Annotated in this window: 12 protein-coding genes; 8 read left to right on the top strand and 4 right to left on the bottom strand. The window is 46.5% G+C overall.

The window, feature by feature from the left end; genetic code table 11:
• Window positions 1-766: 766 nt before the first annotated feature.
• From FTX54_RS16120 to FTX54_RS16105, 4 genes are read left to right on the top strand one after another with little or no spacing between them, the layout of a single operon-like run.
• Window positions 767-2,602 carry a BglG family transcription antiterminator gene (locus FTX54_RS16120; RefSeq protein WP_147802638.1) on the top strand — a complete coding sequence of 612 codons (1,836 nt, stop codon included), beginning with the start codon at window positions 767-769 and terminating at the stop codon, window positions 2,600-2,602.
• Between the two features lie 23 nt (window positions 2,603-2,625).
• On the top strand, window positions 2,626-3,084 hold the full coding sequence (locus FTX54_RS16115) for a PTS sugar transporter subunit IIA (protein ID WP_147802639.1): 459 nt from the start codon (window positions 2,626-2,628) through the stop codon (window positions 3,082-3,084).
• An 18-nt stretch (window positions 3,085-3,102) separates the two neighbouring features.
• Window positions 3,103-3,375, top strand: coding sequence for a PTS sugar transporter subunit IIB (locus tag FTX54_RS16110; RefSeq protein ID WP_147802640.1), 273 nt, complete (start codon window positions 3,103-3,105; stop codon window positions 3,373-3,375).
• Between the two features lie 18 nt (window positions 3,376-3,393).
• Window positions 3,394-4,662: a PTS ascorbate transporter subunit IIC gene (locus FTX54_RS16105; RefSeq protein WP_147802641.1), complete on the top strand. Its 1,269-nt coding sequence runs from the start codon at window positions 3,394-3,396 to the stop codon at window positions 4,660-4,662.
• A 287-nt stretch (window positions 4,663-4,949) separates the two neighbouring features.
• Here the strand turns inward: FTX54_RS16105 and FTX54_RS16100 are convergent, their stop codons facing one another.
• Complete coding sequence (locus FTX54_RS16100; protein WP_187254455.1) at window positions 4,950-5,705, bottom strand: DUF4352 domain-containing protein; 756 nt, start codon at window positions 5,703-5,705, stop codon at window positions 4,950-4,952.
• A gap of 610 nt (window positions 5,706-6,315) precedes the next feature.
• Between FTX54_RS16100 and FTX54_RS16095 the strand changes: the two genes are divergently transcribed.
• Window positions 6,316-6,834: a DoxX family membrane protein gene (locus FTX54_RS16095; RefSeq protein WP_147802643.1), complete on the top strand. Its 519-nt coding sequence runs from the start codon at window positions 6,316-6,318 to the stop codon at window positions 6,832-6,834.
• Window positions 6,835-6,882: 48 nt separating this feature from the next.
• Here the strand turns inward: FTX54_RS16095 and thrB are convergent, their stop codons facing one another.
• Genes thrB through FTX54_RS16080 form a run of 3 tightly spaced genes read right to left on the bottom strand, consistent with a single transcriptional unit; the run spans window position 6,883 to window position 10,171 of the window.
• The gene (gene thrB, locus FTX54_RS16090) at window positions 6,883-7,812 is read right to left on the bottom strand and encodes a homoserine kinase (protein WP_147802644.1); all 930 of its coding nucleotides are present in this window, start codon (window positions 7,810-7,812) and stop codon (window positions 6,883-6,885) included.
• Complete coding sequence (gene thrC / locus FTX54_RS16085) at window positions 7,809-8,873, bottom strand: threonine synthase (RefSeq protein ID WP_147802645.1); 1,065 nt, start codon at window positions 8,871-8,873, stop codon at window positions 7,809-7,811. The genes thrB and thrC overlap by 4 nt, the downstream gene beginning before the upstream one ends.
• Window positions 8,873-10,171 (bottom strand): homoserine dehydrogenase, encoded by a 1,299-nt coding sequence (locus tag FTX54_RS16080; RefSeq protein ID WP_147802646.1) that lies wholly within the window; start codon window positions 10,169-10,171, stop codon window positions 8,873-8,875. Before FTX54_RS16080 ends, thrC begins: the two co-directional genes overlap by 1 nt.
• Before the next feature lie 581 nt (window positions 10,172-10,752).
• Here FTX54_RS16080 and FTX54_RS16075 point away from each other — a divergent pair.
• The 3 genes from FTX54_RS16075 to FTX54_RS16065 are packed head-to-tail and all read left to right on the top strand — an operon-like array spanning window position 10,753 to window position 14,801.
• A complete protein-coding gene (locus tag FTX54_RS16075) occupies window positions 10,753-12,333 on the top strand; it encodes a response regulator (RefSeq protein WP_147802647.1) in 1,581 nt (526 codons plus the stop codon).
• A gap of 1 nt (window position 12,334) precedes the next feature.
• The gene (locus tag FTX54_RS16070; RefSeq protein WP_147802648.1) at window positions 12,335-13,378 is read left to right on the top strand and encodes a HEAT repeat domain-containing protein; all 1,044 of its coding nucleotides are present in this window, start codon (window positions 12,335-12,337) and stop codon (window positions 13,376-13,378) included.
• Between the two features lies 1 nt (window position 13,379).
• Window positions 13,380-14,801 carry a glycosyltransferase family 2 protein gene (locus FTX54_RS16065; RefSeq protein ID WP_147802649.1) on the top strand — a complete coding sequence of 474 codons (1,422 nt, stop codon included), beginning with the start codon at window positions 13,380-13,382 and terminating at the stop codon, window positions 14,799-14,801.

Here is a 14,801-nt window from a genome sequence, read left to right as displayed (position 1 = left end):
AATAAAATAGTTAAAAAATAACAGGTATTTGGACATTATAAATTAAATGTTTTTACCAAAAAATATACTATATATTCGATCTATTATTTATAAACCTCTCAAAAGTCACCAGTCTTTGTTTTACGTGGCACACTTTCCAAAGGGTTTGTCTTACGCTATTTACTCGGGTGGTCCCTCTACGAAATTAACGGAAGTAAGTGCTGATTTCCTCTGTAGTCGCCCTGTGTCACTGCGACTATCATCTACTAATATAAGAACTGTTACCATTCTTAATTCCACTATTTGTATTGGTATCTTCATTGCCAAAGTCAGCCAGCGTTAGTAATGGGCTATCGAAAAACTTAATCCGTATTGCCTTTTTATTAGAGGGAGAATAAAAACAAATATGATAATGAATAAACAGGAAGCAGTAATTAAATATGGTTCAAATAAGCAAATTGAACATTTTAATAAAGGCACTTGAACAACATCTTGAAAAGGTAACTTTAATAAAACAAGGAAACAAAGATGTCTTTTTACTGGAAGAGCCAAATACAGGACAAAGAGAATCCTCTCTATAACAGATTCTGTTACTGAGGGGTCCAGTTTAAGATAAGAAACCTTATAAAGGTTGATTTAACAGCCATTTCCACCGTTCAAATTATTTCAGACTATTTTGAAAACATTCATAATGTAAGCGCATTCATTTTTGAGGGTGGCCGTTGTATACTTCATTTACAGCAGGGAGGTGAGGAAAATAAACACAAGAAGACGGCAGCTTGTTCAGATGATTGTAAACGGTCATACGCAGTTCAAGTTGAAAGACACGGAAGACATGTTCAAAGTTGGAGAGCGGACGATTCGTTATGACATGGAATATGTTTCCGAGTGGCTTAAGACATACGGAGTTTATCTCGATCACGCTTCCGGACAGGGAGTGTGGGAGCTTGAAGAAATGCCGGATGCCGGAAAACGCAAAGAACTGGATGAGGCGATGAACCTTTATGGACGGGCGGATGCGGCAGCGGAGAGATTTCTGCTTATTATCTACGAGCTGCTCATGCAGGATCTCAGTCAGTCACTCCGGCAGCTGGCCGAAGAGGTGGATGTAAGCCGAGGCACTGTGCTGCAGGAGATGGAAAAAGTAGAAAAGTGGTCTGAGGTTTTCAATCTCACGCTTGAGCGGGGCAGAAAGGGATTCGTATTAGCTGGCAGTGAAAGAGACAAGCGTCTTGCCCTGCTCAGTGTGATGAGTCAACTGGAGTCAGCATGGAACAGCATGAATCCAGTCCCTTATTTAAACTGGTCAGAAATTTCGGTGAAAGAAATGGAAACCGCTGCAAAGACAGCAGAAGAAGAACTTCCACCCGACGGGAGTCCGACAGCCTTTTTAAAAGTTTGGATGCTTCATATGCAGCGTGTCCGCTCCGGGAGGACACTTTCAGTGGGCGATAAACAAATTAAAATAGAAGAATGGTTTCAGGCAGTATGGGAGCGCTTCTGCAGGGGATTTAACATGGAACCCGGGGAAGGGGAAATGGAGTTCGCCTACTGCTACCTCAGCGCAACATCGAATCTTTACAATGGCAGCGAGCCTGATTTTGAAACTGATAAAGCGTTTATTTCATTTATTGAAGAAATTAGTACAAGAATGGGGTTAACCGGATTCAACACCCAGCATCTGCAGCATATATTCAAAGAATGGCGTGCCTATTTTTACGCAGGAGACTGCGGTATTCAGTTTATTCATCCACTCAGACAAAAAGTTGAGGAACAGTATCCGTTTATTGTGTTTCACGTGAAAGAAGCACTTACCTCTCATATGCCGGAAAGCTTTATAAGAAATACGGATAGTATGATCCCACTTGCCATGAGCTTTGCGACAATTTATGAAAAGGCTTCCTTTGATAATGAGCGCTACCAGATCTGGGTAATGTGTCCGGGCGGAATCGCAGCAGGAAGGCTGCTGACAGTATCTTTAATGAAGCACTTTCCTCAGCTGGAAGTAAAACAGACAGCAGCCGTATCGATGCTTCATAAAACAGAAGGATGGGAAAAACCGGATTTCATCGTATCGACTGTGACACTTCCTGATTCCCCTTATCCTTACGTTACGATAAATCCAATTATTACAGATAATGAGATCAAAAAAATGGAGCATTTCATCAAAGATCTTAAACAGAAAAACGGCTCTACTAAGATTACCGAAACAACGGATTCCATCCATGCACTTATTCCCCCTTCGCGGATTTGTGTCAAGGATTCTACAGATCTGGATGAGATTCTGCAAACCGGGGTGGCGCTGCTGGAGCAGGACCATATAGTAGAAAAACACTTTTTGGAAGATATCCGCCGTACGATAATTGAAAAAAATTATTTATACGAAATTGTGCCGGGTCTGTCGTTTGTTCATACACATTCCGGGCACGTCAATCGGGCAGGTTTCAGCCTCTTACAGCTGAAACAGCCTTATATAGAAAAGGATAGGCTTCACTCCCATGCCGTTCTGTTCATGGCTACGCCGGACAAATACGCACACCTGCCGCAGCTTCAGTATTTATACCAGCTGCTCACAAATGCAGACAGAGTACAGCAGATACTGCACTGGGAAGAAAAAAATTAATAAATCAATGAGGTGAGAGATAGATGAGTGATTATCAGCTGGACGAAAACTGCATTCAGTGGTTTAACGAGAAAGTTAACTGGCAGGAAGCAATAGCTTTGAGCGCTGCCCCACTTATAAAGAAAGGAGCTGTAACCAAAAAGTATACAGAGGCGATGGTGGAAAACATCAATCAGCTGGGGCCGTATATTCTGATTGCGCCGAACGTGGCACTGCCGCACGCAAGGCCGGAAAATGGAGTAAAAGAGGCGGGGGTTGCACTGACAGTATTTCAGCAGGACGTCGAATTTCCTGCCGACAGCAGCGGTGAGGAAAAGCAGGCTAGAGTATTCATCTGCCTGGCAGCGGTGGATTCAGAGTCGCATTTGAACATGCTGCAGACGATTTCAGGATGGATTGACAATGAAGAGCTGATCAACAGTCTTTTGAATTCAGAATCACAGAAGGAAATACAACAGCTGCTCTACAGCAGCAAAAACTAAACGAAGAGGTGACGAGCGATGAAAGTATTATGTGTATGTGGAATGGGATTTGGATCAAGTCTGCTGTTGAAAATGACTGCAGATAAAGTGCTGAAGAATAAAGGTGTAAAGGCGGACGTGGAAGCGGTCGATTTCAGTACAGCGCAGAGTGTTCAGGCGGACATGATTTTGACAAATAATGAATTCGCTTCCCAGCTGCAGGGCGGAAGGGCGTTTGTAAAAGCCATCGTTAACATGGCAAGCGAACAGGAAGTGGAGAATGCAATCGACGAATTTTTGAGCCAAAACTAAGCAGGGGGATGAATACGGATGGAATTCTTTGAGTTCTTAATGAATGAGATATTGAGTCTGCCGGAAGTGCTTGTCGGCCTGATAGTTATGATTGGGCTGCTGCTGCAGCGGGCTAACTTTTCAAAAGTATTTTCCGGCACAACAAAGAGTATTATTGGATTTCTAATACTTGGGGCCGGTGCGGGTGTCATTATTGGCTCACTTGATTCACTTGGGGGGATCATTCAGGATCGGTTTGAGATACAGGGGGTCATTCCGAATAACGAGGCGATCGTCGCTCTCGCTCAGCAGACGCTTGGTACCGAAACCGCTCTGATCATGGGATTTGGCTTCCTTGCAAACATTCTTTACGCAAGGTTTACTCCTCTGAAATATATCTTTTTGACTGGACACCATACGTTCTTCATGGCAGCGTTGCTGTCTGCAGTGCTTGGAACGGCTGGAATGAGCGGGGTTGCCCTTGTTACGACAGGCTCTCTTATTTTAGGGGGGGTCATGGTTTTGATGCCAGCACTTGCACAGCCGTTCATGCGAAAAATAACAGGCGGGAATGAGATTGCCATCGGTCATTTTGGAACAATCGGCTACGTCTCTGCAGGACTGGTAGCTAAGGCTGTCGGTAACGAGAAGAAGACAACAGAAGACATTAAAATTCCCGAGCAGTGGTCTTTTTTAAGGGACTCATTGATTTCCACAGCACTAACAATGGTAATCATGTTTCTGATTTTGGTTATTATCGCCGGACCAGAAGTCGTTGGTACTTATGCGGGAGACCAGAACTACATCATGTTCGGATTAATGCAGGGAATTACGTTTGCAGCCGGCTTCAGCATTATCATGTATGGAGTTCGTATGATTCTGACTGAAATTGTCCCTGCTTTTAAAGGAATTGCAGAAAAACTTGTTCCGGGTGCGAAACCGGCACTAGACGTGCCAATCATTTTCCCTTATGCGCCGACAGCTGTAATCATCGGCTTTATCTGCAGCTTTATAGGCGGCTTGATTGGGATGTTCATGCTCGGCATTTTCTCGCTGGCCCTCATCATCCCGGGTCTCGTGCCGCACTTCTTTACCGGAGCGGGAGCGGGCGTATTCGGGAACGCAGTAGGAGGACGAATAGGTGCAGCTGCAGGGGGATTCACAAATGGGATTCTTATCAGCTTCATTCCAGCTTTCCTCCTCCCGGTACTTGGAAATCTTGGGTTTGAAAACACTACGTTCGGGGATTCCGACTTCGGAGTCATCGGTATTCTGGTTGGCGCCCTGGCGAATCTTTTCGGTGGCTGATACAGTTCACAAATAGCTTTTAAAATTAAGGGCCGTCTCAAAAGTGTTTCTGAGACGGCCCTTTTAAATTCAAACCTGTTAATGTTTGCTGTAGTTATTACGAATGACTTCGTTGCAACTGACCTGCCGTTGAGAGACCTCTCTTTTGCTCGAACTTGTGTCCCTGGGCGTCGATTCGAAGTGGAGATCATTGACGATTTTCGGGAATATTTTTCTTATAACAACGTATGGAAGCAATTCTACAGATACGATTATCATCAAACTTGAGTTAAGTTATTTTATTGTTGTCAGAAAGATACTTCTATATCTACTTCTTCACCAATATCATTAAAATCTTCATCATGGGGAGCGGACCAGGTAATCCGTACGTTTTCTATATCTTCTGCGTTAGAATTCTCTAATATGAAAAAGAATGATCCACTATGGGAAGTGCCGCTCATCATTTCACCATCGATATGATCAGACATCCACATATCAGACTCTAACTGTTCTCCTGTACTGGTCGCGATAGTAGCCTGACTGGCATAGAAAGTAATATCTTCTTCCCCTGTATTTTCTACAGTGATGTCCATCTGCACGTATTCTATGTTCTCAGTTTCCATCATCGCTGCCAGGTCAGGCGATAACTCTCCTGACGCAGCATTAACTTGCTCAATCTCCATTACAACGGGTCCTGTTTCTGCCGTATCTATGTCATCTTGTCTAGCATGAAGAGTAAAAGTACCTCCTTCATTTTCTACCGTTTCGCCAACAGAAGTTTCCCAGCCTTCTTCAGCGACCTCGTCAGTAACTTCTTCTGTATCTTCATTGACTTCGTTGTTTACCTCTTCAGCTTCTTCGTCTGCTTCTGCATTATCTGAATTGTTCTCCGTATCATTTTCTTCAGCTTCATTGCTTGAGTCATTGTTTGATTCACTTGTTTCCTCATTATTTCCATTGCTGCTTTCACTATCTGCATTGGCCGCTTCATTGGCGCCCTCACTACCGCAGGCAGCCACTGTTAATAATGCTGCTATCGATAAGCCTATTCCAAACTTTTTCATGTATTTTTCCCCCTGATATTTATTGAAATTAACATATACAATCATAACATTTTTATCCAATATAGTGTAAAAAAGAAAATATTTACTATTTTTTCGTTTCTCTGTGTTCAATTTAATCTAAATAGATGAATCAATCTCATAAAATATTTCCTGCCGATTATATGAATATTTTTAAACAATGGTACAGTTCTTTCGTCGAAAAAAAGCTGGATGATTGAAACAGAAGGCGGCGACTCCAGTGGGATCAGCGAAGTCTGAAAATCCATTCTAACGCAGCGAAGCGGAGACAGAATTAGTTGAAGACGAGCCCCACGGAAAGCGTCCGCCTGCAGTGGAAATCATTCCTCTCTATAAATTAATAACACTTGTTCAATATTTCACATAATAGACACAACTATCATGCTCAATAATTCACATAACTATGCTATTATAAACATATAGAAAAGCTGCTCAAAACTTCACAAACAAACAGAGAACATTCTAACTGCTTCAAAACAGCATTCTCTGGCGAACCAGAATCCGCCGAAGGATCCCGGCGGCCGAAATGACGAAAGAAACTCCAGCAGCTTTTCTCCTACTTATTAAAAAACTTATTCAGGAGGAATTAATTATGTTTATGAATTTTCTGCGAAACAATCGTTATGCTGCTGGTGCTTTAGTTTTTATTCGTTTGTATCTCGGCTGGGCCTGGCTCACCGCAGGGTGGGGGAAAGTCACCGGAGGATTTGATGCCGGAGGTTACCTGCAGGGTGTTCTTGCCAGTGAAGAAGTAGCCGCTACTTATCCAACATATTATGCCTTTATTGAAAATATAGCTGTACCAAATGCCGGGCTGTTCAGTTTTATGGTTGCCTGGGGAGAGCTTCTCGTCGGACTTGGTCTGATTCTCGGTATTTTCACAACTGCCGCTGCCTTCTTCGGTGTCACCATGAACTTTGCGTTTCTGTTTGCAGGTACGATCAGCACTAACCCGCTTCTCGTGCTCCTTACGATTTTCATCCTTGCAGCTGGAGCCAATGCCGGCCGCTTCGGCGGTGACCGCTGGGTGATCCCTTACCTTCGCACACACGTGCTTGCCCGTGACTGGATTCAGGATCACATTCCGCATCCGAAGAAAAAAGCTGCATAAAGAAAAGGGCCCGTCCGGATTCCGGACAGGCCCTTTTTATATTGTCTGCTACCGCTTTGCCGCAAATGCCGCACGATCCGCTTCAATGACTTCTACAGTTGAGCCATCAGCATCCACGCTCACCTGCTCAACGACCTGCTCCTGATAATGGGAACGGAGCTGAAGCTGTACTTCTTTTCCTTTTCCTTTCGGTACGAAGAAAAGAATGATCGGACCTGCACCGCTGAGTGTAGCGCCATAAACCGGCAGCTCTTCCATCAGAAGCTCCGCGCGCTGCCATTCCGGAATGGAAGGGAGGCGGTACGGACGGTGAAACAGATCTTTTTTCATTACTTCCCCGGCAAGCTTCCAGTTATCCTGAAGAATTGCTGCAACGAGGACGTTAGCAATGCTGCTTGCAGCGACGGCTGCTTTATAAGTGAAGCCTTCCGGGAGCGTGTCCCGTGATTCTTTCGTGCTGAGCTCATAGGACGGAATTACTGCCACAAGGTCGACGGTAGGAACGCCAGCATGAACGAGATGAGTATCTTCTTCAAACTGGCTTCCAATGACAAGGCCCCCGTAGATAGAAGGAACCACATTGTCGGGATGCCCTTCATAAAGGCTTGCCCAGTGGGCTTTATCTTCCTTTGTCATTTCCAGGTTACATAGCTGATCAACTAATTCGACCCCGGCAACGATCGCTGTAGCGCTGCTGCCAAATCCACGGGAAAGAGGAATGTCACTTTCCATCTTTACGTGGGCGGCAGGAAGCTCGACTTCGTACTTTGCAGCGACCCAGTCCGCAATGATATAGATCAAATTTTCTTTACCTTTTGGAATGCCTTCGAGGTGCTCGGAGTTTCCTTCAAAGAGCCATTCCTGCGATTGTTTCACGTGTAACGTTAAATATTTGCTGAGCGCCATTCCAACTGAGTCAAATCCCGGTCCTAAATTCGCTGTGCTTGCCGGGACGCGGATTTTCCATTGTCTGCTCATGTAGCTTTCACCCGCCCTAGTAGATGATCGAAAACGACTTGTTCTTCGTTCGGCAGTTTTGTCGGCTGGATCAGTGCAGTATCAATCGCTGTGTTTGGATCTTTCAGGCCATTTCCTGTGAGCACGGAAACGACGCGGGATCCTTTTTTAATTTCGCCGGATTCAATCTGCTTGATTAATCCTGCGATGGAAGCAGCAGAAGCAGGTTCTGCAAAAACGCCTTCTTCTCTCGCCAGAAGCTTGTAAGCCTCAATGATCTCCTCATCGGTTACCATATCAATTTTGCCGTGGGATTCGTCGGCAGCGTTTACTGCTTTATCCCAGCTGGCCGGGTTGCCGATACGGATGGCGGTCGCTACAGTCTCCGGCTGATCGATAATTTCGTTACGGACGATTGCAGCGGAGCCCTCTGCTTCAAAACCGCGCATCTGCGGAAGGCCTGTCTTTTTCGCCTCGTGATACTCTTTGAACCCTTTCCAGTAGGCGGTAATATTCCCGGCATTGCCGACCGGAATCGTTAAAATATCCGGGGCGCTTCCGAGCGCGTCGCAGATTTCAAACGCAGACGTTTTCTGGCCTTCGATGCGGTAAGGGTTCACGGAATTGACGAGGGAAATCGGTGTCTGCTTTTCAAGGTTGCGTACCATCTGCAGAGCGTTGTCAAAGTTGCCTTCGATACTGACGATTTCAGCTCCGTAAACGACAGCCTGGGCGAGCTTGCCCATGGCGATTTTGCCGTCCGGAATAACGACGAGACAGCGCATCTTCGCCTGTGCGGCGTAAGCAGCAGCGGCAGCGGAGGTGTTTCCCGTGGATGCGCACATGATCGCTTCACTGCCGGACTCTTTCGCCTTGGCTACTGCCATCACCATTCCCCGGTCTTTAAAGGAGCCGGTCGGGTTAGCTCCGTCATACTTCACGAAAAGTTCCACGCCGAGTTTCTCGGAGAGGTGTTTCATAGGAAGAAGGGGGGTATTTCCTTCCTGCAGGGACAGCATCGGTGTTTTTTCGTTGACTGGTAAATAGGCTTTATATTCTTCAAGAAGTCCTCGCCATAACATTATTTCATTTCTCCTTCCGCTCGGTAGCTGCTTTTCACTTCCACTACGACGTCTTCTTCTTTTAATCGTTCGAGTACGTAATCATAGTCTTTTTTCGATACTTCATGGGTAACAACGATAATTTCTGCCAGTTTTCCTTCATTCAGCGGTACCTGGAGAATTTTTTCGAGGCTTATATTATTTTTATGAAACAACGCTGTCAGGGAAGCAAAGGTTCCTGGAATATCCTTTGCATGAATGCGTAAAAAGTATTTGGAATGAATTTCTTCCGGTGTTTTTAACTTTTTCTCGAACTGCGGGATGATGGCGGAATTGCCGTTCACACCGAGTCTCTTGTTTTTCAATACTTCGACCAGGTCGGAGACGACGGCGGTTGCTGTCGGCAGTTTACCTGCACCCGGTCCGTAAAACATCGTCTCGCCGACTGCTTCGCCGTACACGTAAACTGCGTTGAACTCGTCATCCACGGAAGCGAGCGGATGGTCGTGCGGTACGAGTGTCGGCTGGACGCTTACTTCTACTTTGTCATCGTTTCGGTTGGCAATGCCGACGAGCTTCATCGTATAGCCGAGCTGTTTACTGTAGGCAAGGTCCTGACTCGTCACGTTGGAGATGCCGCGGATGGAAACATCATCGAGATCCAGGTTCATTGAAAAACCGAGCGTTCCTAAAATAGCAATTTTCCGGGCCGCGTCAAGTCCTTCAACGTCGGCGGTAGGGTCTGCTTCTGCATAACCGAGAGCCTGTGCTTCTTTCAGGACGTCGTCATAAAGCCGCCCTTCTTTTGTCATCTGGGTAAGAATATAGTTGGTTGTGCCGTTGACGATACCCATCATTTTCGTGATTCTGTCGGAAGCGAGACCTTCGACAATCGTGCGGAGAATCGGGATACCGCCTGCGACACTTGCTTCATAGAAAAGATCGCACTTTTTTTCGTTGGCGATCTGCAGCAGTTCACTGCCATACAGTGCCATAACATCTTTGTTGGCGGTCACGACATGCTTGCCGCTTTCGAGCGCTCTCTTCATATACAGGCGGGCATCTTCAATACCGCCCATCACTTCTACGACGGCATCAATTTCTTCGTCATTTATAATGTCGTCAATGTTATCCGTCAGCTGGTCTTTCGTTACAAGACTGCCGCGGTCTTTATGAAGGTCATTGACGAGAATCCTTTTCACTTTCACGGATGCTCCGATCTGGTGCGCCAGCTTATCCTGGTGCTGTTCAACAATTTCAAGTACTCCTGTGCCTACTGTTCCGAATCCGAGCAGGCCGATATTCATCTGCTGTGTCATGCAACGATCACTCCTGATAGATGTCTCTAATTAAAGAACAAATGTATTTGTATAAAGGACATTATAGAGGGATTTGCCTAATAAAACAACCATAGGAAAGGAAAATGGGAAGTAAATTTCCTGTATGCGCTTACTTAAGAATAAAAAGGTGGAATATGGTAATATAATGTTATAGATTCATGATAGAGTTCCGGAACTTTCTACGTACGAAACAAGCTTCAAGGAAGCAGTTTTCCCGAAGCCGCAGGAACTCTAAAAACAACACGGAGCTTTAACAGAGACTCTCATGCAAAAACCATGCACCATGAAGGGTGAAAATGGCCTTCTATAGGAATGGTTGATGATTAAACGGAATCTTCGTTATTAGAAAGCAGCTCCTGCTCTATATTTTTACTGGGCGCTGGAGTGGCCATGGGGCGCCTCCGAGGCGATGACGGACGAGCCGAAGATCCATCCTGCCCGACGGAAGGGAGGACGGAATCAGCTGTGGCCGGCCCTGCACCCCCATGGAAACGAAAGCGCCCGTTCATCGCTTATCAACTTTATTTTCAAGGCAGCCATTTTAGAAAGGCGGAGTCATCATGGAGAAGTATCAGCGTCTCATCTACGACAGAATTGAAGAGAACCTTCACCGCTGGAAGCAGCAGGGAAAGGTGGAAGAACCGGAACTGTACCGCTTTTTTCACAATTTGAAAGGCACAGCCGGGACAATTGGCATGAAAAGCATTCACGATGCGGCGGCGGAGAACCTGAACTCATTGGACGAACATTCGCCGAAAGTCTGGAGCGAAGCAGAATGGCACGAGCTGTTTCAGGTGATATTACCAGATCTTACATATACAGAGATGCCTTCAAAAGAAAGCCCCTTAAAAAAACCGCTCGTGCTGATCGTGGACGATGAAGCCGAATTTGCCGCCTATTTAAAGGACATGCTTCAGGATAACGGATACGAAGCCGTCATTGCGGTCGATGGAGGAAAGGGGATTGAGCTTTTTTACAAGCTGCATCCGTCCCTTGTTATTCTTGATTATTTCCTCCCGGAAGAAGGGCACGCCGGTATATTTGAACAGATGGTAAAGAAGGCGAGGCAGGAGTTCACACCGGTGATCGCTCTGAGTGCTTCGGCTGACAATAAACATAAGATCCGTGCTTACGATATGGGGATCACCGATTTCTTAGGCAAACCGATTAATAAAGAATTGTTCCTTCCTTTTTTAAACAACCGCCTGGAGATGAAGGAGAGGATTCGCGCCTCCTCGCTCGTGGACGAACTGACGGGAGCAGGCAATCTTCGATTTATGGATCAGGAACTAGCTGCCAATAAAGAACGGCTGCAGCGCGGAGAAATGGAACGTTGTACAATGCTCTTATTTTCGCTTCGCGGCTTTCGAAACGTGAACGAAACGTTTGGTTACGAGGCCGGGGATGCGGCCCTTACCCATTTTGTTCACTGTATAGATCAATCCTTTCGTGACGGAGACGCCATTTTCCGGATTCATGAACGAAAGTTTGCTTTACTCCTTCCCCAGACGGCAAAAGCCCGGGCTCAGGAATTAACGAAGCAGCTGCGTGCGCACCTCCACCGTTCACCGGTACCTCAACATCCGGACCTTTCCCTGCAATTTTCCGCCGTGGAAGTGGAAGTAACGGACGCTGCAGCTCTCTCAAGAGAAATCTTAACAGAAGCGGAGCGGCTTCTCTGGGAAGCTTCATCTGCGGGTAAGCAAATGAAAAAACAGGAGAATCCGGACAGTTCCGAACGCCATGTGCTCAACGTCATTACAGTTGATGACGATGAAGTAGTCCGCGACATGATGAAGCATTACCTTTCCCGCAGAACAACGCTCGGCGGGAAAACGATCCGCTTTCGAAGCTATGAGGACGGAGAAGCTTTTCTGGAGAGTGACTGGTACCGGGAAGGAGAGGCTTTCTTTATTCTGCTTGACCGGATGATGCCAAAAATAGACGGAATCGAAGTCCTTAAAAAAATCCGGCAGAGCTATCCGAAAGAAGGGATCCTGATCTCAATGCTTACAGCAAGGAAAAGTGAAGCAGAAGTGGCCCGGGCTCTTGAACTCGGAGCAGACGATTACATGCTGAAACCTTTCCGTGTCAGAGAAATTATTGCACGCATGGAACGTTTTGTAGAAAGGGTGTTTTAACATGGTCTGGGCCTGGTGGCTGATCTTGATTTTTCTTTTGGTACAGCTGGTTTTATTAGGATATCTGCTTATCATTAAATCCGCCAGCCTGCGTTACGATGCGCGGCTTCAGAAGAGTTACCGGCAGCTGCTCCCGGCATTTATTGCCTACGCTTCGGGAGATATTGAGGAAAAGCCGGTACTGCCGAGAGAGCCGAAGCTTCGGAGGGAAGTGCTGGAAATGACTCTTTCCCGTCTTGCTTCTTTAACAGAGGAGTCCGAGGAACGTCTTCGTTTATACTATCTCTCCGAAGTGGAACTGCTTCCTTTTTACGAAAAGTCGTTGAAAAAAGGAGGATGGGCGGAGCGGATGAACACGATGTATTTCATTGAAGACTTCCGTCTTGATTATATGGCCGATGCAGTAGCAGCAAGAGAAAGGAAACTTCGTGAAAACGGGGAGGAATACCGCCAGGCAGTGAGGACAATGGCGAGTCTTTCCCATCCGAGGGCCATTGACTGCCTATTTGATGACAGGCCGAAAAGCCTCACTTTCGTAAAGGAAATTCTCCGGCGTCTTTCTGCAGAGCAGCTTGCTCTTCTCCACAGCCGGATCAACCCGGAAGAAGAACAGGATTCGATGATACTGCAGGCTTTTCTCGTCCACATAGGAGAGCGCAACGAGGTTTCGTTTATTTCTTACGTGGAAGAAGCGCTGCAGCACGAGAGCAAAGAAATACGGCTGAAGGCAATGAAAAGCCTCTGCTTTTATCAGTACATGAAACATCCTGAAAAAATACAGTCATTTTTCGATTCGGAGCATTGGGAAGAGCGAATGTACGCCTGTAAAGTGGCGGCCGCCCTCTCCATGGAGCCGTGGAGAAAAGAGCTGATGGACAGACTCGGAGACTCCGCGTGGTGGGTGCGTCTTGCCGCAGCAGAAACACTCTGGTCCTTCTCCGACGGGGGTATATTATTGGAATATGCGAAAGAAAAGCATGAAGACCGCTACGGAAGGGATATGGCAGCACAGGTGCTGACGATGCATACGGAGGTGAAAGCTTAATATGGACTGGATATCAACATTATTAACCATTTCCGGATATATGGTCATTGTTTATATGCTTCTTGTCGGCCTGATTTATGTCATTCTATTTTTAATCGCTTCCCCGAAAATATACCGGGAACATAAGCTTCACCGGGAGGAACCGGTGGAAGAGCTCGTAAGCAGCCAGGATGCCTATCCGGTATCTGTCCTCGTCCCGGCCTATAACGAAGAAATAGGTGTCGTTACGACCGTGCGTTCCCTGCTCGCCCTTCAATATCCGCAGTTTGAAGTCCTTGTCATCAATGACGGGTCCAAAGACGCAACGAGTGAGCGGATGATCAAGGAATTTTCGATGTATCAAGCCGATGCAGCCATCCGGGAGCATTTTAAAACAGGCACAATAAACGCCGTTTATCGATCCAGCCAGTATCCGAATGTGCTCCTTGTAGAAAAAGACAACGGTGGAAAAGCGGATGCGCTGAATGCAGGGATCAACGTTTCGAAATATCCTTATTTCGCCGCGATTGATGGAGACTCTATTTTAGAGCGTGATGCGCTTCTGAAAACGATGAAGCCGATAATCGATTCCAACGGGGAAGTAACGTGCACAGGAGGAACGGTGCGTATCGCGAACGGTTCTGTCGTCAGAAGCAGTATTGTCGAAAAAATTGCGCTGCCTAAACAGCCGATTGCGGTAATGCAGATTATCGAATATTTCCGTGCCTTCCTGATCGGCAGACTCGGACTGAGCCGTCTTAATATTCTCCTGATAATTTCCGGGGCATTCGGCGTTTTTGAAAAAGAGCGTGTCGTTCGTGCAGGAGGCTACGAACCGAAAACTGTCGGGGAAGATATGGAGCTGATCGTCCGGCTGCACCGTATGCTGAAAGACGAAAAGTCTTCCCAGCGCATTGAATATATACAGGATCCCGTCTGCTGGACAGAAGCCCCGTCCGATATCCGCTCCCTTAAATCCCAGCGCATCCGCTGGCAGCGGGGGCTTGGGGAAACGCTCTGGCGTCACAAAAAAATGATGCTCAATCCGAAATATAAAGGCATCGGTCTCTTCTCCATGCCCTATTACTTTCTGGTGGAGCTTATCAGCTCTGTCTTTGAATTGATCGGCTATGTTGTGATTATTCTCGGACTGGCTTTCGGACTCGTGAATCCTCAGGTGACGGGGCTGATGATTGTGGTCACAATCCTTTACGGCTCACTCCTGTCCGCCCTCGCCGTTCTTCTGGAAGAATGGACGTATCACAAATACACAGAAGTCCGCAGTGTAGTGGTGCTTTATCTTTGGGCACTCAGCGAAACGTTCTGGTACCGCCCGTTTATGGTCTGGTGCCGGGTGCTCGGCATTTTTGCTGTCTTTAAACGTAAACACAGCTGGGGATCGATGCAGCGAAAAGGAATCTCGGAAGAAAAGAAAGGAGCCTGA

This window comes from Alkalicoccus halolimnae (assembly GCF_008014775.2).
In the GTDB taxonomy this organism is placed as follows: domain Bacteria; phylum Bacillota; class Bacilli; order Bacillales; family Salisediminibacteriaceae; genus Alkalicoccus; species Alkalicoccus halolimnae.
This window is presented reverse-complemented; position numbering and strand designations above follow the sequence as displayed.